At 57.7% G+C, this 17,504-nt stretch carries 19 protein-coding genes and 1 tRNA gene; 16 read left to right on the top strand and 4 right to left on the bottom strand.

Annotation, left to right across the window (positions count from 1 at the left end; translation table 11 throughout):
- The first annotated feature begins 4 nt into the window (after positions 1 to 4).
- The 13 genes from ispG to SLIT_RS07080 all read left to right on the top strand — a co-directional run bounded on the left by ispG (position 5) and on the right by SLIT_RS07080 (position 12,196).
- Positions 5 to 1,276 carry a flavodoxin-dependent (E)-4-hydroxy-3-methylbut-2-enyl-diphosphate synthase gene (ispG, locus tag SLIT_RS07025; RefSeq protein ID WP_013029549.1) on the top strand — a complete coding sequence of 424 codons (1,272 nt, stop codon included), beginning with the start codon at positions 5 to 7 and terminating at the stop codon, positions 1,274 to 1,276.
- A gap of 8 nt (positions 1,277 to 1,284) precedes the next feature.
- Positions 1,285 to 2,556, top strand: a complete 1,272-nt coding sequence (hisS, locus tag SLIT_RS07030; RefSeq protein ID WP_013029550.1) for a histidine--tRNA ligase — start codon at positions 1,285 to 1,287, stop codon at positions 2,554 to 2,556.
- Between the two features lie 10 nt (positions 2,557 to 2,566).
- Positions 2,567 to 3,205 (top strand): tetratricopeptide repeat protein, encoded by a 639-nt coding sequence (locus SLIT_RS07035; protein WP_013029551.1) that lies wholly within the window; start codon positions 2,567 to 2,569, stop codon positions 3,203 to 3,205.
- A complete protein-coding gene (bamB, locus tag SLIT_RS07040; protein WP_013029552.1) occupies positions 3,202 to 4,332 on the top strand; it encodes an outer membrane protein assembly factor BamB in 1,131 nt (376 codons plus the stop codon). The genes SLIT_RS07035 and bamB overlap by 4 nt, the downstream gene beginning before the upstream one ends.
- A gap of 9 nt (positions 4,333 to 4,341) precedes the next feature.
- Complete coding sequence (gene der, locus SLIT_RS07045; RefSeq protein WP_013029553.1) at positions 4,342 to 5,739, top strand: ribosome biogenesis GTPase Der; 1,398 nt, start codon at positions 4,342 to 4,344, stop codon at positions 5,737 to 5,739.
- Between the two features lie 85 nt (positions 5,740 to 5,824).
- A complete protein-coding gene (locus tag SLIT_RS16265) occupies positions 5,825 to 5,950 on the top strand; it encodes a hypothetical protein (RefSeq protein ID WP_013029554.1) in 126 nt (41 codons plus the stop codon).
- A 94-nt stretch (positions 5,951 to 6,044) separates the two neighbouring features.
- On the top strand, positions 6,045 to 6,275 hold the full coding sequence (gene hfq / locus SLIT_RS07050) for an RNA chaperone Hfq (protein ID WP_013029555.1): 231 nt from the start codon (positions 6,045 to 6,047) through the stop codon (positions 6,273 to 6,275).
- Entirely contained in the window at positions 6,275 to 7,417 is a 1,143-nt protein-coding gene (gene hflX / locus SLIT_RS07055; RefSeq protein WP_013029556.1) for a GTPase HflX, read from the top strand. The genes hfq and hflX overlap by 1 nt, the downstream gene beginning before the upstream one ends.
- A gap of 22 nt (positions 7,418 to 7,439) precedes the next feature.
- Positions 7,440 to 8,630, top strand: coding sequence for an FtsH protease activity modulator HflK (gene hflK / locus SLIT_RS07060; RefSeq protein WP_013029557.1), 1,191 nt, complete (start codon positions 7,440 to 7,442; stop codon positions 8,628 to 8,630).
- The gene (gene hflC, locus SLIT_RS07065) at positions 8,630 to 9,508 is read left to right on the top strand and encodes a protease modulator HflC (protein ID WP_013029558.1); all 879 of its coding nucleotides are present in this window, start codon (positions 8,630 to 8,632) and stop codon (positions 9,506 to 9,508) included. The genes hflK and hflC overlap by 1 nt, the downstream gene beginning before the upstream one ends.
- Before the next feature lie 6 nt (positions 9,509 to 9,514).
- The gene (locus SLIT_RS07070; RefSeq protein ID WP_013029559.1) at positions 9,515 to 9,700 is read left to right on the top strand and encodes a DUF2065 domain-containing protein; all 186 of its coding nucleotides are present in this window, start codon (positions 9,515 to 9,517) and stop codon (positions 9,698 to 9,700) included.
- On the top strand, positions 9,700 to 10,857 hold the full coding sequence (locus SLIT_RS07075) for an ATP phosphoribosyltransferase regulatory subunit (RefSeq protein WP_013029560.1): 1,158 nt from the start codon (positions 9,700 to 9,702) through the stop codon (positions 10,855 to 10,857). Before SLIT_RS07070 ends, SLIT_RS07075 begins: the two co-directional genes overlap by 1 nt.
- A gap of 25 nt (positions 10,858 to 10,882) precedes the next feature.
- Positions 10,883 to 12,196 carry an adenylosuccinate synthase gene (locus SLIT_RS07080; RefSeq protein ID WP_013029561.1) on the top strand — a complete coding sequence of 438 codons (1,314 nt, stop codon included), beginning with the start codon at positions 10,883 to 10,885 and terminating at the stop codon, positions 12,194 to 12,196.
- Positions 12,197 to 12,313: 117 nt separating this feature from the next.
- Here SLIT_RS07080 and SLIT_RS07085 read toward each other — a convergent pair.
- A tRNA-Leu gene (locus SLIT_RS07085) sits at positions 12,314 to 12,400 on the bottom strand.
- A 45-nt stretch (positions 12,401 to 12,445) separates the two neighbouring features.
- Here SLIT_RS07085 and rnr point away from each other — a divergent pair.
- From rnr to SLIT_RS07100, 3 genes are read left to right on the top strand one after another with little or no spacing between them, the layout of a single operon-like run.
- A complete protein-coding gene (rnr, locus tag SLIT_RS07090) occupies positions 12,446 to 14,767 on the top strand; it encodes a ribonuclease R (protein ID WP_013029562.1) in 2,322 nt (773 codons plus the stop codon).
- The gene (gene rlmB / locus SLIT_RS07095) at positions 14,760 to 15,503 is read left to right on the top strand and encodes a 23S rRNA (guanosine(2251)-2'-O)-methyltransferase RlmB (RefSeq protein ID WP_013029563.1); all 744 of its coding nucleotides are present in this window, start codon (positions 14,760 to 14,762) and stop codon (positions 15,501 to 15,503) included. The genes rnr and rlmB overlap by 8 nt, the downstream gene beginning before the upstream one ends.
- A gap of 18 nt (positions 15,504 to 15,521) precedes the next feature.
- Positions 15,522 to 15,734, top strand: coding sequence for a hypothetical protein (locus SLIT_RS07100; RefSeq protein ID WP_013029564.1), 213 nt, complete (start codon positions 15,522 to 15,524; stop codon positions 15,732 to 15,734).
- 12 nt (positions 15,735 to 15,746) lie between these two features.
- On the opposite strand, the gene SLIT_RS07105 is transcribed toward SLIT_RS07100, so the two are convergent.
- The 3 genes from SLIT_RS07105 to SLIT_RS07115 form a co-directional block, all read right to left on the bottom strand.
- On the bottom strand, positions 15,747 to 16,514 hold the full coding sequence (locus tag SLIT_RS07105) for a ParA family protein (RefSeq protein WP_013029565.1): 768 nt from the start codon (positions 16,512 to 16,514) through the stop codon (positions 15,747 to 15,749).
- An 89-nt stretch (positions 16,515 to 16,603) separates the two neighbouring features.
- Positions 16,604 to 16,873 (bottom strand): DUF1161 domain-containing protein, encoded by a 270-nt coding sequence (locus tag SLIT_RS07110; protein WP_013029566.1) that lies wholly within the window; start codon positions 16,871 to 16,873, stop codon positions 16,604 to 16,606.
- A 66-nt stretch (positions 16,874 to 16,939) separates the two neighbouring features.
- Positions 16,940 to 17,437 carry a cyclic nucleotide-binding domain-containing protein gene (locus tag SLIT_RS07115; protein WP_013029567.1) on the bottom strand — a complete coding sequence of 166 codons (498 nt, stop codon included), beginning with the start codon at positions 17,435 to 17,437 and terminating at the stop codon, positions 16,940 to 16,942.
- Positions 17,438 to 17,504: the final 67 nt, after the last annotated feature.

The following is a 17,504-nucleotide window of genomic DNA, read 5'->3' on the forward strand; positions in this document are numbered from 1 at the left end:
GCACATGAGTCATTCAGCAATCTTGCGCCTTCCGACGCAACGCGTGCATGTTGGCGATATCGCCATCGGCGGCGGGGCGCCGGTCGTGGTGCAATCCATGACCAACACGGACACGGTCGATGCGGAGGGTACCGCGCGCCAGGTGTATGAATTGGCGCAGGCCGGTTCGGAGCTGGTGCGCATCACTGTGAACACGTCCGAGGCTGCGGCTCAAGTGCCGCGTATCCGCAAGATTCTGGACGGCATGGGTTGCGATGTGCCCTTGATCGGTGACTTTCACTATAACGGACACCGTTTGCTCACCGAATTTCCGGATTGTGCGCAAGCACTGGCGAAATACCGCATCAATCCAGGCAATGTGGGCAAGAATCGCAAGGGTGAAGACCAGTTCGCCATGATGATCGCTGTAGCCAGGCAATATGACAAGCCGGTGCGCATCGGCGTCAACTGGGGCAGTCTGGATCAGGATCTGGTGGTGCGCTTGATGGACGAGAACGCCCGATTGGCACAGCCCAGGGAGGCAGGCGAAGTGACGCGGGAAGCGTTGATCGTTTCTGCGCTGGAATCAGCCAGGCGTGCCGAAGACCTGGGCTTGCCGCATGACCGCATCGTACTTTCCTGCAAGGTCAGCGAAGTACAGGACCTGATTGCGGTTTACCAGGAACTGGCGCGGCGTTGCGATTATCCGCTGCATCTGGGGTTGACCGAGGCGGGCATGGGCTCGAAAGGGATCGTGGGATCGACTGCCGCGCTGGCCGTGCTGTTGCAGCAGGGTATCGGCGATACCATCCGCGTGTCCCTGACGCCGGAACCGGGCGGCCCGCGCACGCAGGAGGTGGTGGTGGCGCAGGAGATATTGCAGACCATGGGATTGCGCTCGTTCACGCCGATGGTCACCGCCTGTCCCGGATGCGGACGCACGACCAGCACGGTGTTCCAGGAGCTGGCGCAGAGCATCCAGAACTACCTGCGCATGCAGATGCCGGTGTGGCGCGAACAATATACCGGCGTGGAGGAAATGACGGTTGCAGTGATGGGCTGCATCGTCAACGGACCCGGCGAAAGCAAATTGGCCAACATCGGCATCAGTTTGCCGGGTACCGGCGAATCGCCCGCCGCTCCGGTGTATGTGGATGGCGAGAAGACCGTGACCCTGCGCGGTGACAACATCGCGGCAGAGTTCCAGCTGATCGTTGATGACTATGTGGCGAAAAATTATGCCAGGCGCGAGGCTGGGGACAAACCTGGCAAACGTATCGAGATCAAAGCGGTTTGAGTGAGCAGATGAGCAATCCTACATTGCAGGCCGTGCGCGGCATGAACGATATCCTGCCCGACGAGGCGGGGTTGTGGCTGTGGTTCGAGGAGGTGGTAAGGGACTGGCTGGAAGCCTATGGCTATCGCAACATCCGCATGCCTCTGGTGGAGCCCACTGCACTGTTCAAGCGCGCTATCGGCGAGGTCACTGACATCGTCGAAAAGGAGATGTACAGCTTCCGGGATGACCTTAACGGCGATGAATTGACCTTGCGTCCCGAGGGAACCGCCTCCTGCGTGCGGGCAGTATTGCAGCACAATTTGCTGTACAACGCGCCGCAGCGCCTGTATTACAGCGGCCCGATGTTCCGCCATGAGCGCCCGCAGAAAGGTCGCTATCGCCAGTTCCATCAGATCGGCGTAGAGGCAATGGGCTTTGCCGGACCGGACATCGATGCCGAACAGATCGTGATGTGTGCACGGTTGTGGAAGAAACTGGGTATCCGGGATGTGGCCTTGCAGATCAATACCCTCGGCGATGTGGCTGCGCGGCAGCGTCATCGCGAAAAACTGATCGCCTATTTCGAGCAGCACAAGGATGTGCTGGATGCCGATGGTCAGCGGCGGCTGTACAGCAATCCGCTGCGCATCCTCGATACCAAGAACCCGGCGATGCAGGAGTTGGTGGCTGCCGCACCGAAGCTGATGGATGAGCTGGACGAGGATGCCATCACGCATTTCGAAGCGGTGCAAGCGATTCTGCAGCAACATGGCATCGCGTTCGAGATCAATCCGCGACTGGTGCGCGGTCTGGACTATTACAATCGCACTGTATTCGAGTGGGTCACGACGAGACTTGGGGCGCAGGGCACGATCTGTGCCGGTGGTCGCTTCGATGGCCTGATCGAGCAGATCGGCGGCAAGCCGGCACCTGCCTGCGGTTTTGCCATGGGTGTGGAGCGTCTGCTGGCCTTGTTGCAGGAAGACGGCATGCAAAACCCGGCGGCGCCATTGGATGTTTATGTGGTGCACCAGGGTGAGCAGGCGCGGATCCAGGCATGGCGTGTGGCCGAGGATTTGCGCGACGGCGGCCTGCGTGTGCTGTTGCACTGTGGCGGCGGCAGTTTCAAGTCGCAGATGAAGAAGGCGGATGCCAGCGCAGCGGTATGTGCAGCCATCATCGGCGACGATGAGGTTGCGGCGAATGTTGTAATGCTCAAGCCTTTGCGCAGCGGAGGAGAGCAGCAGAGAGTCGGGCTGGACGATTTGCAGCATAAGGTTCGAGAATTGATCAAGTGAGGAAATGAATATGTCTAGTTTGGATCTGCAAGAACAGGAACAGGTGGAAGAACTCAAGGCCTGGTGGAAAGCGAATGGAAAATGGGTGGTTGGTGCACTGCTGGTCGGATCGATAGGGTTCGCTGGCACGACATACTGGAGAAACCATAAAGCCAGTCAGGCTGCCGAAGCGGCGAAGTTGTACGCCGAGGTGGTCAAGCAGGTCGCCAGCAATGACGCCAAACGCATCAGCGATGCAGCTGATGCCTTGGTAAGCCGCTACGGCAGCAGCGCTTATGCGCCACGTGCACAGCTGTTGGCGGCACAGGCGAACCTGCAGGCTCGCGATGCGGCACATGCCAAGGTTGAATTACAGTGGGTTATCGAACATGCCGATGAGACGGGGTTGCAGGACACGGCACGCCTGAAACTGGCCAGTGTGTTGCTGGATGAGAAGAAATACGATGAAGCGCTCAAGCAGCTTGATGCAGCACATCCGGATTCTTTCACTGGCCTGTATTCTGATCTCAGGGGTGATGTTTTGAGCGCACAAGGAAAGATCGCCGAAGCACGTGTGGCTTACCAGCAAGCATATGACAAGATGGATGCCAAGAGCGGTTATCGCAATCTGATCCAGTTGAAGCTGGATGGCCTGGGTAACGCCAAATGAAATTGAACCGTCTGATCGTTTCGATGTTGCTGCCGGTGTTGCTGGTTGCTTGCAGCAGCGATAAGGCGAGTATCGAACCAGCCAAGCTGGTGGATTTCAATTCCAGTGCCAAGATCGAAGTGCGCTGGGATGCGGATGTGGGCGACGCGGGCATGAGCGTGCTTTCGCCTGCGACGACCCGTGAGGCCGTATTTGCAGCGAATGCGGAGGGTAAAGTGTACCGCTTCGATCGCGATACCGGAAAACAGATCTGGCGCATCGATTGCGGATTCACCATCACGGGCGGTGTCGGTGCCGGTGAGGGGCTGGTGCTGGTTGGCGGGGAAAAAGGCCAGCTGGCCGCGTTTGATGAAGACAGCGGCAAGTTGCTATGGCAGGTCAAGGTTTCCAGCGACGTCTGGAGTGCCCCCAAGATCGCCGATGGCATCGTGGTGGTTCGCACCGGCAACCAGCGGCTCGAAGGCTTGAGCGCGAAAGATGGCAGCCGGTTATGGCTATACGAACGTGCGACACCCACTCTCATCGTGCGCAGCAATGCAAGCGTGGTGATCAGGAATGGCCTGGTGTATGCAGGATTTGCCGCCGGGAAACTCGCCGCGATCGGATTGAAGAACGGTGTGGTGGTTTGGGAATCTTCGGTTTCACAGCCTCGCGGCAGTACCGAACTGGAACGCATCAGTGACGTCACCAGCCTGCCTGTTGTGGACGATGCACAGGTGTGCGCCATCGCTTTCCAGGGGCGTCTGGCTTGTTTTGATGCAATCCAGGGCGGTACGCTGTGGACGCGCGATATTTCAAGTGACAAAGGTTTGGCTTTGTACGGTAAGACGCTGTATGTCACCGATACCGACAGCAACGTGCTGGCACTGGACAAGAGCAGCGGAGCTTCGCTGTGGAAGAACGACAAGCTGCTGTTGCGTCAGGCGACGGCGGTCTATCCGCTGGACAATTATGTCATGCTGGGCGATTACGAGGGTTATCTGCATGTGTTGAAAAGCGACGACGGCAGTTTCGTTGCGCGACGCAAGACTGATGGCAGTGCCATCAGGTCCGCACCGGTCACCCTGGGCGATGGCGCGTTGGTACAAACCAGCGGCGGCGAGCTGTATTCCATTGCCATTCACTAGCCAGATTACATGCTACCTACTCTCGTACTCGTCGGCCGTCCCAACGTCGGAAAATCAACGCTGTTCAACCGGCTCACGCGCAGCCGAGACGCGCTGGTGGCGGATCTGCCGGGACTGACGCGTGACCGCCATTACGGTCGCGGTCGCGTCGGCGAACGGCCTTATCTGGTGGTCGATACGGGAGGTCTGGAGCCGGTGGCCAAAGAAGGCATCATGCATGAAATGGCCAAGCAGACCCGGCAGGCAGTGGACGAGGCCGACCTGGTGTTGTTCATTGTGGACGGACGCGATGGATTGACGCCGCAGGACCGCATCATCGCCACGCAACTGCGCAAGACGGGGCGACCGGTGATGTTGCTGGTGAACAAGGCTGAAGGCATGCGGCGCGAGCGTGTCACGGCTGATTTCCATGAACTCGGTCTGGGCGAACCCATTCCTATTTCATCCGCACATGGCGACAACGTCGCCGAGATGATCGAAGTCGCGCTGGACGAGTTGCCGGCAGCAGAAGTCGAGGCCGAAGAAAAATCCGATCATCCCAAACTCGCCATCGTCGGGCGTCCAAATGTCGGCAAATCCACCTTGGTCAATGCCATACTGGGCGAAGAGCGCGTCATCGCCTTCGACCAGCCTGGCACCACGCGCGATTCCATCTACATCGACTTCGAGCGGGCTGGCCGCCAATACACCATCATCGATACCGCAGGTATACGCCGCCGCGGCAAGATCGACGAGGCGATCGAGAAGTTCTCGGTGGTGAAGACGCTGCAAGCCATCGAGGATGCCAATGTGGTGGTATTGGTGGTGGATGCGCGCGACCAGATCACGGAACAGGATGCACATCTGGCCGATTTCGTGCTGCAAGCCGGGCGTGCGCTGGTGCTGGCGGTGAACAAGTGGGATGGCCTGGATGAATACAAACGCGACACGGTAAAGCGCGACATCGAACGCAAGCTGCACTTTTTAAGCTTTGCCAAGCACCATTTCATCTCTGCGTTGAACGGTACAGGTGTAGATGCGTTGCTGAAATCGGTGAACCAGGCCTATACCGCGGCAATGACCAAGATGCCCACGCCGCAACTTACGCGCGTGCTGGAGGAGGCGCTGCAAAAACAGCAGCCTCCGCGCGTCGGCAGTTTCCGTCCCAAGATGCGCTATGCCCACCAGGGCGGCAGCAATCCGCCGCTCATCATCATCCACGGCAGCGCGCTGGACAAGATACCGGACAGCTACACCCGCTATCTGGAAAAGACCTTCTGCGATGCTTTCAAACTGCAGGGCACTCCTCTACGCATCGAATTCAAGTCCGGCAAGAACCCGTTTGCCGATAAGAAACATGTGCTCACCGAGAGCGAAAAACGCGCTGCCCATCGCGCCCGTATACGCGGACGCAGGCTATACGGCTAAGTACGTCATTCATTCTGCTCAAGTACTGCTGCTTTGTGCCGAAATATGACTTAAGCAGGCTGTGTCTACAATGCAGGAGGTCGATATGAAATACTTACTATCGGGTTTGCTGGTCGTGATGCTGTTAACGACATTCATGTTTGTCTTCATGACAAAAGCTGCATATGTCGAGTTGAGGGAGCGGCTTGGGAAAGAAAGGTTTGACCGCTGAGGCTGATCGGGCTGCGCAGCGATGACTTGTGCTCTTCCGTAGCGACGCATTTTCCAGTACAGTGATCGCCTCAGTAACAACAAGAGCGGACATCATGAGTACAAAAGGGCAACAATTACAAGACCCGTTTCTGAACGCGCTGCGTAAGGAACATGTTCAGGTCGCCATCTATCTGGTCAATGGCATCAAGCTGCAAGGCCAGGTCGAATCGTTCGATCAATATGTGGTGTTGCTGAAAAACACTGTCACCCAGATGGTCTATAAGCACGCTATTTCCACTATCGTTCCCGCCCGCGCTGTCACCATCCCGTTCGACGCAGAGTAATGCACGAGTCAACGACTGCCGCCAATACGGCGGTATTGGTCAGTCTCGATTTTGGTGCTCCGGATTATGCAGAAAGTTTGGAAGAACTGCGTTTGCTGGCCGAAAGCGCCGGCGTGCGGACACTTGCGCTGGTAGAAGGCAAGCGGCAGCGCCCCGATGCCTCAATGTTCGCTGGCAGCGGCAAGGTGGAGGAGATCGCCGCCCTGGTTGAGGAACTGGAAGCACCGTTGGTCATATTCAATCACGACCTGTCTCCTGCGCAGATGCGCAACCTTGCCGCCAAGATACAGACACGAGTGATCGACCGCACCATGCTGATCCTGGATATCTTTGCGCTGCGTGCACAGAGTCATGAAGGCAAAGTGCAGGTTGAACTGGCACAGCTCAAGTATCTATCCACGCGCTTGGTGGGTATGAACATGGATATGGGGCAGCAAAAATTCGCCGTGGGCGCGCGCGGACCGGGCGAAACGCAACTGGAACTGGACCGCCGCAAGCTGGACCGGCGGGTGCATCTGCTCAATGAACGCCTGAAGCAGCTCAAGCGCCATCGCGAGCTCCAGCGCAAAGCGCGCAACCGCTCCGATGTGATGTCGGTCTCCATTGTGGGTTACACCAATGCGGGCAAATCCACTTTGTTCAACCGCCTGACCAATGCCAACGTCTATGTTGCCAACCAGCTGTTCGCCACCCTGGATACCACAGCAAGAAAGATATTTCTGGAAGGCGATAGTCACCGGCAGGTGGTGTTGTCGGACACTGTAGGCTTTATCCGCCATCTGCCACACGGGCTGGTGGCGGCTTTCCGGAGTACCCTGGAAGAGACGGCGCAAGCTGATCTGTTGCTGCATGTAGTGGATGTGAACAGCCCGGAACGGCATGACCAGGTGGCCGAGGTGAACAAGGTATTGGCCGAGATCGGGGCGCAGCATATCCCGCAGATCGTGGTCTACAACAAGATCGATCTGCAGGGGCTGGAAGCGGGCGTCAAGCGCGACGAATATGGTAAAATCACCAGCATTCATTTGAGTGCCAGGACTGGTGCTGGTTTGGCTGAACTGAGAGCCGCGCTGGCCGAGGTGCGCGATGCGCCAGTAGCGGCAGCGAAAGTGGAAGAGTGGCATCCCCTCAATGACAACTGAATTGACCTAAAGGTAACAGGCTATGGGATTGAACGACCCACAATGGGGCAATAAAAACAGCGGCGGCCCTCCCGATCTGGAAGAGTTGGTGCGCAAATTGAATCGCAAAATAGAATCTTTGTTCGGCAAGTCCGGCGGAGGTGCTCCAAAGGGCGGCAACGCCAATGCGCCGGGTGGATTTGCAGGCGGCATCGGGTTGATCGTGCTCATTGTGGTTTTGATCTGGATCGCCAGTGGCTTCTATATCGTCGATGCAAGTCAGCGCGGCGTAGTGCTGCGTTTCGGCAAGCAAGTCGAGATCACGGATTCGGGTCCGCGCTGGCATTTTCCGTATCCTATCGAGACGGTGGAGGTGGTCAATCTGAGCCAGGTACGCACGGTCGAGGTCGGTTACCGCGAAAACGAGAAAAACAAGGTGCTGAAAGAGTCTTTGATGCTGACCGATGACGAGAACATCGTCGACATCCAGTTCGCGGTGCAATATTTCCTGAAAGACCCGGCCGAGTTCCTGTTCAACAACCGCATGGTGGACGACAAGGAAACTGTGCGTCAGGTGGCCGAAACTGCGATACGCGAAGTCGTTGGGCGAAGCAAAATGGACTTCGTTCTGTATGAGGGGCGTGAACAGATTGCGGCTTCGACGACCAAGCTGATCCAGGAAATCCTCGATCGTTACAAGGCCGGCATCATCATCAGCAAGGTCACCATGCGCAACGCGCAGCCGCCAGAACAGGTCCAGGCTGCATTTGACGATGCGGTAAAAGCCGGCCAAGACAGGGAGCGTCAGAAGAACGAAGGCCAGGCCTATGCCAACGACGTCGTTCCCAGAGCCAAAGGTGCGGCTGCGCGACTGATGCAGGAGGCAGACGGCTACAAGCAGAAGGTGATTGCCGATGCCGAGGGCGATGCCAGCCGCTTCAAGCAGATCCTGGTCGAATACAATAAAGCACCGCAAGTGACACGCGAGCGGATGTATCAGGACATGAAACAGCAGATACTCACCAGCACCAGCAAGGTCCTGGTGGATCAGAAGAGCGGAGGTAATAATTTGTTGTATCTGCCCTTGGACAAGCTTATCCAAAGCACAAATGCTGCGACTGATTTGCCGGAGGCGAAACCGACGGAGCAACTGACAACGACGACGACAAGCGGCGTGCCATCTGCCTCTCTTGCCCGGGAATCGCTGTTCAGCCGCGAAAGAGAGGCTCGCTGATGAAACTGAATCCGACAAATTTCCTGGTTGCTGCCGTAGTCGTGCTGATCCTGGCCAGCATGAGCATCTTCATCGTCGACCAGCGCCAGACTGCCATCGTGTTCCAGCTGGGACAGGTGATCAGAATGGAAACCACGCCGGGAATCAAATTCAAGATGCCCCTGGTGCAGAACGTGCGATTTTTCGATTCGCGCATCCTGACCCTGGATAGTGACGATCCTGAACGCTTCATCACTGCCGAGAAAAAGAACGTACTGGTCGATTCTTTCATCAAGTGGCGCATCTTCGATGTGAAGCAATATTACATCAGCGTCGGCGGAGACGAAGCACGAGCCCGAACTCGCCTGACGCAGACAGTGAATTCGGCATTGCGGGAGGAATTCGGCAAACGCACCATCCATGATGTGGTGGCGGGCAAGCGTGAAGAGCTGATGAAGGCTGTGCAGGAGAAGACCGATGTGGATGCACGCAAGATCGGGGTGGAAGTGCTGGATGTGCGTCTGAAACGCGTGGACTTTCCGAATACGATCAGCGAGTCCATATACAGCCGTATGGAAGCGGAGCGGAAGCGTGTCGCCAACGAGTTGCGCGCGACAGGTAACGCAGAAAGCGAAAAGATTCGCGCCGATGCCGACAGGCAACGCGTCGTGATCCTGGCGCAGGCATACCGCGATGCGCAAAAGATCAAGGGCGAAGGCGATGCCAAGGCGACGGACATCTATGCCAAAGCGTATGGACGTAATCCGGAGTTCTATGCCTTTTATCGCAGCCTGGATGTGTACAAGCAAGGATTCAAGAACAAGAGCGACGTAATGGTGCTGGATGCCAGCTCGCCGTTCTTCAAATACCTGAAAGGTTCCGGCAGGGACGGCAAATAGAGTCACATGAGCAACTACTGGCTGGCAGCATTGGGCTTGATGTTGGTACTGGAAGGAATCATGCCGTTCCTGTTTCCTTCCTCATGGCGTGAAACGTTGCGCAAAGTCTCTCAATTTCAGGACGGACAAGCCAGATTCATCGGGTTGACGCTGATGTTGTGTGGCTTATTGCTGATTTACTGGATGAAATAATGAACTGGTTGTTGCCGGAATACATTCAAGACATGCTGCCGGAAGAGGCGTGGCGTATCGAAGTCATGCGCCGTGATGTGCTTGAGCTGTTGCGCCGCTCTGGTTATCAGCTGGTTGCCCCGCCGCTGCTGGAATATGTCGAATCGCTGCTCATCAGCGAGAGCCAGGACATGGATCTGCGCAGCTTCAAATTGGTAGATCAGCTGAGCGGACGCACGCTTGCCGTGCGGGCCGACATCACGCCGCAAGTGGCCCGCATCGATGCGCATCTGCTTAACCGCCAAGGCGTCACTCGCTTGTGTTATGCGGGGAGCGTACTGCATACCCAGCCTGCAGGGCTGATGCGCACGCGCGAACCGTTGCAGATTGGCGCCGAGCTGTACGGGCATGGAGGCATCGAAAGCGATCTGGAAGTGCAGCGCCTGATGCTGCAATCGTTGGCACTGGTGGGCATCGAAGGCGTGCATCTGGATCTTGGCCATGTCGGCGTGTTCCGTGCACTGGTGCGCAATGCAGGTATCGACCATGAGCTTGAAGCTGCATTATTCAGCGCTTTCCAGCGCAAGGACGTGCCGGCTTTGCGCGGGCTGGTGACAGGTTTGCCGCAAGATGTCCAGGATGCCCTGATGATCCTGCCGCAACTCTATGGCGGCGTCGAAGTCATCGAGCGTGCACGCAAGACATTGCCTCCATATCCTGAGATAAAGACAGCCTTGGACGAATTGGAGCAGGCTGCAGCGCATCTGAAAAACCTCGCACGCGACATCGGCGTCGATCTGGCCGAGCTGCGCGGCTATCACTATCACAGTGGCATGGTGTTCGCGGCCTACCATGCAGGCAGCCATGATGCCATCGCCCTGGGCGGGCGCTACGACGATGTGGGCAAGGCCTTCGGGCGTGCGCGCCCGGCGACCGGCTTCAGCATGGATCTGCGTCAACTGCACGGTTTGCTGAGCAAGCAAGGGCAACCGAAAACGATTCATGCGCCGTATCGCCAGGATGCCGCTCTGGATGCAGTCATCGCCAAGCTTCGCGAGCAAGGTGAGGCTGTCGTGGTCGATCTGCTCGGGAAATCCGAATATCGCGAAGAGCTGAACTGCGATCGCGAGCTGCTGTTGCGCGACGGCAAGTGGGTTGTGGCCCCGTTGAAGAATTGAAAACTGTTTAGATCAGGAAAGAATCATGTCCAGGAATGTTGTAGTGATCGGCACCCAATGGGGCGATGAAGGCAAAGGCAAGGTGGTCGACTGGTTGACGGACCACGCTCAGGGTGTGGTGCGCTTTCAGGGCGGACACAATGCGGGTCATACCCTGGTCATCGGCGGCGAGAAGACGGTTTTGCACCTGATCCCTTCTGGGGTCTTGCGCGAAAACGTGGTCTGCTACATAGGCAACGGCGTAGTGGTATCGCCTGCAGCTTTGCTCAAGGAGATGGATAAGCTGACAGAGGCCGGGGTGCAGGTCTATGATCGCCTGCGTATTTCCGAGGCTTGCCCACTGATCCTGCCGTACCACGAGGCGTTGGACAAAGCGCGAGAAATTGCCAAGGGTGCAGGCAAGATCGGCACTACCGGGCGCGGTATCGGACCTGCCTATGAGGACAAGGTCGCGCGGCGTGCGATCCGCTTGCAGGATCTGTTCCACCGCAAGCGCTTTGCAGCCAAACTGGGCGAAGTGTTGGATTACCACAACTTCGTTTTGAAGAACTATTTCCACGCGGAAACGGTGGACTTCCAGAAGACCATGGATGATGCATTGGCGCTGGCCGAACGCCTTAAGCCGTTGGTGCTGGATGTGCCGCGTGCCCTGTACGAGGCCAACAAGGCAGGTCAGAATCTGCTGTTCGAAGGTGCCCAAGGCACACTGCTGGACATTGACCATGGCACCTATCCGTTCGTGACCTCCAGCAATTGCATCTCCGGCGCGGCCTGTGCCGGCAGCGGCATCGGTCCGCAGAGTCTGCATTACGTATTGGGTATTACCAAGGCCTACACCACGCGTGTCGGCTCCGGCCCGTTCCCGACCGAGCTGTACGACGCCGAATCGAAGCAGGATCCCATCGGCAAGATGCTGGCCGAGAAAGGGCACGAATTCGGTTCCACCACCGGGCGCGCGCGGCGCTGCGGCTGGTTCGATGCGGCCGCTCTGAAACGTTCCATCCAGATCAATGGCGTATCCGGCCTGTGCGTGACCAAGCTCGACGTCATGGACAGCATGGAGAAGGTGCGTATCGGCGTGGGCTACAAGATCGACGGCCAGTTCAGCGACATCCTGCCGGTCGGAGCGGAGTCGCTGGTCGGCTGCGAACCGGTATACGAAGACATGCCGGGCTGGAGCGGCAGCACGGTGGGCGTGAAGCGCTACGAGGATCTGCCTGTCGAAGCGCGCAACTATCTGCAGCGCATCGCAGAGATCTGCGAAGTGCCGGTCGATATGGTCTCAACCGGGCCGGATCGCGACGAAACCATCGTGTTGCGCCACCCGTTCAAGGCTTGAGCAGGTGAGGCTGACGAAAGAAGAGTGCACGCATCGCAAAGCCGGTGCGTGTTTTTATTCATTGGAAAATAGTGCATATGAAAATGGCCCGCTTGCGCGAGCCATCCATTTGAATCGTGGTGCCCAGAAGAGGACTCGAACCTCCACAGTGTTGCCACCGCTAGGACCTGAACCTAGTGCGTCTACCAATTCCGCCATCTGGGCATTGCTTGAGGGTGCGCACTTTAATTGCTATAGGATTTTGTGTCAATGACGAAGAAGAAAAAAAATATCCGCGAACTCGACCCGTTTCTGGAACGCGAGCGCGAACAATACGAACAACCCCTGCCGAGCCGCGAATATATCCTGCAGATATTGGCGGAAAAAGGTGTCCCGCTGGAACAGGACGAGTTATGTGTCCTGCTGCAGATCGAGCACCACGAGCAGGATCTCTTCAATCGCCGCCTGCGCGCCATGGAGCGCGACGGCCAGATCATGCGCAACCGCAAGCGCGCCATCTGCGTGGTGGACAAGCTTGACCTGATCAAGGGCAAGGTGCAGGGCCATCCCGATGGATTCGGTTTCCTGATCCCGGAAGACGGTAGCCCGGACCTTGTTCTGAGCGCCAAGGAGATGCACAAGGCGCTGCACGGCGACACCGTGATGGCGCGCATCGGCGGTGAGGATAGGCGCGGCCGCCGCGAGGCCAGCATCGTCGAGGTGCTGGAACCAGCCAATACGCGGGTGGTTGGGCGACTGTACGAGGAACACGGCATCCAGTTCGTGGTGGCCGAAAACCGTCGCATCAGCCAGGATTTCCTGGTCGCGCCGGGCGAATCCGGCGGCGCCAAGGCCGGGCAGGTGGTGATGCTGGAGATCATGCAGCAACCGTCCAAGCACGCGCAGCCGATAGGACGCATCGTCGAGGTGCTGGGCAACTATGCCGACCCCGGCATGGAGATCGAGATCGCCTTGCGCAAGCACGACCTGCCCAACGAATTTCCGCATGATGCCGAAAAGCAGGCCAAGGCGTTCTCGCCCGAGGTTAAACCGGCCGACTACGCCGGACGCGAGAGCGTGGCCCAGTTGCCGCTGGTGACCATCGACGGCGAGACTGCGCGCGACTTCGACGATGCGGTATATTGCGAGCCGAACGCCAAGGGTTTCCGGCTGGTGGTGGCCATCGCTGACGTGAGCGCCTATGTTAAATCCGGCGATGCGCTGGACAAGGAGGCGATCAACCGCGGCAATTCGGTGTATTTCCCGCGCCGCGTCATTCCGATGCTGCCAGAGGAGCTATCCAACGGACTGTGTTCGCTCAACCCCAATGTCGAACGCCTGTGCATGGTTTGCGACATGCAGATCAGCGCGGATGGCGAGATACAGAAGCATCGCTTCTATCCCTCGGTGATGTTCTCGCATGCCCGCCTGACCTACACCAAGGTCGCCGACATGCTGGAAAATCCGCAGGGCGAGAATGCGCGTGAATACGCTGCCGTATTGCCGCATATCAACAACCTGTACAAGTTGTTCCAGACCCTGTTGCAGGCGCGCGAAAAACGCGGTGCCATCGATTTCGAGACGGTCGAGACGCAGATGATCTTCAATGCGCAGGGCAAGATCGAGAAGATCGTACCGGTAGTGCGCAACGATGCGCATAAACTGATCGAGGAATGCATGCTGGCGGCCAACGTGTGTGCGGCTGCCTTCCTGAAAGAGCATGACCATCCGGTGCTGTACCGCGTCCACGAAGGTCCTACGCCGGAGAAACTGGAGGCGGTGCGCGAATTCTTCAAGGAATTCGGCCTGCAACTGGGCGGTGGCGACGATCCGCAAGCCAGCGATTATTCCAAGCTGCTCAAGCAGATCAAAGGGCGGCCGGACGCCGGACTACTGCAAACCGTGATGCTGCGCTCCCTGCGCCAGGCGGTGTATGCGCCGGAAAACGTCGGCCACTTCGGCCTGGGCTACGAGGCATATGCACACTTTACCTCGCCGATCCGTCGCTATCCGGACTTGCTGGTGCACCGCGCCATCAAGGCCGTGCTGGAGGGCAAACAATACAAGCCGAAACTAAAATGGGCGGAACTGGGCGTGCATTGCTCGATGACCGAACGCCGCGCCGACGATGCCACGCGCGACGTGGAGGCCTGGCTCAAGTGTTTCTACATGCGCGACCATCTGGGCAGCGTGTTCGACGGCAGCATTTCCTCGGTTACCGGCTTCGGCCTGTTCGTGGCGCTGGACGAACTCTATGTCGAAGGCCTGGTACACGTGTCCGAGCTGGGGGCAGACTATTACCATTTCGACCCCGCCAAGCATCAGATGCTGGGCGAGCGCACCGGCAAGCGTTACCGCTTGGGCGACCGCGTGCGTGTGAAGGTGGTACGGGTGGATATGGAAAGCACCAAGATCGACTTCGTGCTGGAGACCGGTCCGGCTGCTTCAGGTTCGGATGAGGCTTCGGGCATCCAGGGCATCGATGTCGGCGCCTGGGGGGCAGCGTCGCCCAAGAAGGCCAAAATAACTGAGAAATCGGGCAAGACCAGCAAGTCGCCTAAAACGGGAAAGTCGGGTAAACGTCATGGCTGAGTCGCGCATCATTCATGGTTTCCACGCCGTCACTGCCCGTATCCGCCAGAACGCAGATAGCGTGTTGGAGATGTATGTCGATACCCAGCGCAAGGATCCGCGTGCGCGCGACTTGCTGAAACTGGCCGAGAGCAATGGCGTACGCATCATCCAGGTGGACGGCAAGCGCCTTGACGGCATGGCCGGGAATAGCCGTCATCAGGGCGTTGTCGCACGGGTGGACGCCGCTCAGAAAGTGCAGCACCTGGACGATGTACTGGATACCCTCACCGAACCAGCCCTGTTGCTGGTGCTGGACGGTGTGCAGGATCCGCACAATCTGGGTGCATGCCTGCGCAGTGCTGATGCTTTCGGCGTGCATGCCGTGATCGCCCCCAAGGACCGTGCCGTGGGCATCAATGCCACGGTGGAAAAGGTGGCTTGCGGCGCGGCACAGACGGTGCCCTACATTACGGTGACCAATCTGGCCCGTACCCTGCGTGAGTTACAGGAGCGTGACATCTGGGTCATCGGTATGGATGGCGAAGCGGAAACTAATCTGTATGATGTGCAACACCAAGGAGCAGTCGCCTGGGTATTGGGTGCAGAGGGCGAAGGACTGCGCCGGCTGACCAGAGAGACTTGCGATCAACTGGTGCGCATTCCGATGCAGGGCAGCGTGGAAAGCCTGAACGTGTCGGTCAGCACCGGGGTATGCCTGTATGAAGCGAGAAGACAAAGGGTAGTCAAACCATGATGTGACTGGAGGGTTCTGATGCAGAAATTCGATTTTTCGATTCTGACGCGCGATGGACAAAAGGTAGAAAGCATCGTCATCGCCGGCAACAACGAAGCCGATGCAGAACGCAAGCTGAGGATGATGTATCGTTATTGCGAAATAGTGAGTTGCAACGCCAAGGATGCGGGGGACGGGAAGAATCAGCAAGTCATGTCGGTCGAGGATATCCTGTCGCTGATATCCAAGTGAGCCAAGCAGGCTCTACTCTATAAAGCCATCAGCCAGCAGTTCTTTCAACAGGTCGTCGTAATCATGCGCACCGCGACTGTCGGGTGCGTGCTCGAAGACCGTTTTATTCATGGCCGGGCTCTCGGCCAGACTGACGTTTTCGGAAATTCTGGTGCGGCAGACATCGGCGCCGAAGTGTTCCTCCACCAATTTCAATACATCCCAAGCCATGCGCCGCCGCCCATCGAAACGGGTGAGCAGATAGCGACGATTGACGCGGCGCTTGAGCACCTGCTCCAGCGCGGTCAAGGTCTTTTCTATCTGGAGCGCCCCTTTGGTGGAGAGGTGATCGGCAGAGATCGGAACGATCAGTCCGGTGCAAGAGAAGATCGCGTTCAAGGACAATACTCCGACCATGGGGTTGCAATCGATCACCACCGGGTTGTCCCTACCGCCAAAGCGTTCAGTCTGCAACGCACTGTTGAGCTTGTTCACCACATTGAAGCCCTTGCCATAGAGCGCATCCACCTTGGCAAGCTCGGTGTGGGCCGGGATGACCTTGATCCTGCTGGCCGACTCCCGGACCAGCTGGCACAGGGGGCGATTGCTCTGGAACAGGCTTAGAACTGTATCAACTCCCGACTTTGCGATGACATTGGTGATGGAGCTGAGTTGCGCTTGCGGATCAAGGTCGATACCGTAAGTCGAACGCCCGATGCGCGACAGAGCAGCAGCGAGATTGACGGCAGTAGTGGTCTTACCGACCCCGCCTTTTTGATTGAAGACAGCAATGATGCTCATACGGCCCGAATTCTAGCCGAAATCAGGGCGCATATGGGGAATAAGGATTGGAAGGCACAGCCCCATACGGGCTGCGCCATTATGGTGCGTCAGTTGCGTTTGTAAATGATCTGTTTGGTGTCGCCCTCGCATGTGCCGACTACCTTGCCTGCGGTTTCTTTGGCGGGGGTGGCGGCGGCAGCGCCGGATGCAGCTACAGGAGCAGCTGCGGCTTGTGCGACGGGAACGATGTCCAGCGTGTAGGACTTGACGCCCTTGGCCTGGAGCTTGGCATCGATCTGCGCCTTGAGATCGTCGCACGAGGCCATGGCGGGAACAGAGAGGCTGAACAGGCAGGTTGCAAGTAACAGGTTACGCATATCGACTCCTTTATAGATTGAGAAACAATGCATGCCACGGTAACGCTGCTGGCAAAGACTCGCCCTTCAGCGCAACAATTCTTCGATCTTGCGGTTCGCACCTTGCAGTTTCTTGAAGAGCGCCAGTAGCAGCGCTTTGTCCAGATATGCCTTTGCGTCGCCACGCAGCCGATCGATGCCGCTCGGTCTGATCTCTGCCGCAATTACCTGCCCATCGGCAATCACTGTGGCAGATCGCGAGATGTTCTCGTTGGCGAAGAACATGCCTTCACCGATGCATTCACCGCTGCGTATCGTGCCGACGACTTTCCTGCTGTAGTAGACAGTGGCCGTACCATAAAGTATGACGTAGAAAGCATCCATATCGTCGCCTTCCGAGGTAATGCAATCGCCCGCCGAGAATGTGCGGATCTCGGCCTGCTCCGACACTGGCTTCAGCCATTCGCTGGGGATGGGGTCAAAGAAAGAACATTTGCGCAGTTCATGAAACCGGTCGGTAGATACCTCATCAAGGCGCTTGGTGAAACTCGCCAGACTGGCTTGGATGGCGTCTAATTCGTCCATTGTTCCTCCCGGGGCAGGGCAAGTTGATGACACAATTTCATTGATAGGGCGCAACTTACCATAAGCC

Source organism: Sideroxydans lithotrophicus ES-1 (genome assembly GCF_000025705.1).
In the GTDB taxonomy this organism is placed as follows: domain Bacteria; phylum Pseudomonadota; class Gammaproteobacteria; order Burkholderiales; family Gallionellaceae; genus Sideroxyarcus; species Sideroxyarcus lithotrophicus.

Coding starts and splice junctions, on each gene's coding strand:
- bamB (WP_013029552.1), top strand. CDS start 3,202: ATGAAATTGAACCGTCTGATCGTTTCGATGTTGCTGCCGGTGTTGCTG.
- rnr (WP_013029562.1), top strand. CDS start 12,446: ATGACGAAGAAGAAAAAAAATATCCGCGAACTCGACCCGTTTCTGGAA.
- SLIT_RS07115 (WP_013029567.1), bottom strand. CDS start 17,437: ATGGACGAATTAGACGCCATCCAAGCCAGTCTGGCGAGTTTCACCAAG.
- der (WP_013029553.1), top strand. CDS start 4,342: ATGCTACCTACTCTCGTACTCGTCGGCCGTCCCAACGTCGGAAAATCA.
- SLIT_RS07075 (WP_013029560.1), top strand. CDS start 9,700: ATGAACTGGTTGTTGCCGGAATACATTCAAGACATGCTGCCGGAAGAG.
- rlmB (WP_013029563.1), top strand. CDS start 14,760: ATGGCTGAGTCGCGCATCATTCATGGTTTCCACGCCGTCACTGCCCGT.
- SLIT_RS07080 (WP_013029561.1), top strand. CDS start 10,883: ATGTCCAGGAATGTTGTAGTGATCGGCACCCAATGGGGCGATGAAGGC.
- SLIT_RS07110 (WP_013029566.1), bottom strand. CDS start 16,873: ATGCGTAACCTGTTACTTGCAACCTGCCTGTTCAGCCTCTCTGTTCCC.
- ispG (WP_013029549.1), top strand. CDS start 5: ATGAGTCATTCAGCAATCTTGCGCCTTCCGACGCAACGCGTGCATGTT.
- hflC (WP_013029558.1), top strand. CDS start 8,630: ATGAAACTGAATCCGACAAATTTCCTGGTTGCTGCCGTAGTCGTGCTG.
- hflX (WP_013029556.1), top strand. CDS start 6,275: ATGCACGAGTCAACGACTGCCGCCAATACGGCGGTATTGGTCAGTCTC.
- SLIT_RS07070 (WP_013029559.1), top strand. CDS start 9,515: ATGAGCAACTACTGGCTGGCAGCATTGGGCTTGATGTTGGTACTGGAA.
- hisS (WP_013029550.1), top strand. CDS start 1,285: ATGAGCAATCCTACATTGCAGGCCGTGCGCGGCATGAACGATATCCTG.
- SLIT_RS07035 (WP_013029551.1), top strand. CDS start 2,567: ATGTCTAGTTTGGATCTGCAAGAACAGGAACAGGTGGAAGAACTCAAG.
- SLIT_RS07105 (WP_013029565.1), bottom strand. CDS start 16,514: ATGAGCATCATTGCTGTCTTCAATCAAAAAGGCGGGGTCGGTAAGACC.
- SLIT_RS07100 (WP_013029564.1), top strand. CDS start 15,522: ATGCAGAAATTCGATTTTTCGATTCTGACGCGCGATGGACAAAAGGTA.
- hflK (WP_013029557.1), top strand. CDS start 7,440: ATGGGATTGAACGACCCACAATGGGGCAATAAAAACAGCGGCGGCCCT.
- SLIT_RS16265 (WP_013029554.1), top strand. CDS start 5,825: ATGAAATACTTACTATCGGGTTTGCTGGTCGTGATGCTGTTAACGACA.
- hfq (WP_013029555.1), top strand. CDS start 6,045: ATGAGTACAAAAGGGCAACAATTACAAGACCCGTTTCTGAACGCGCTG.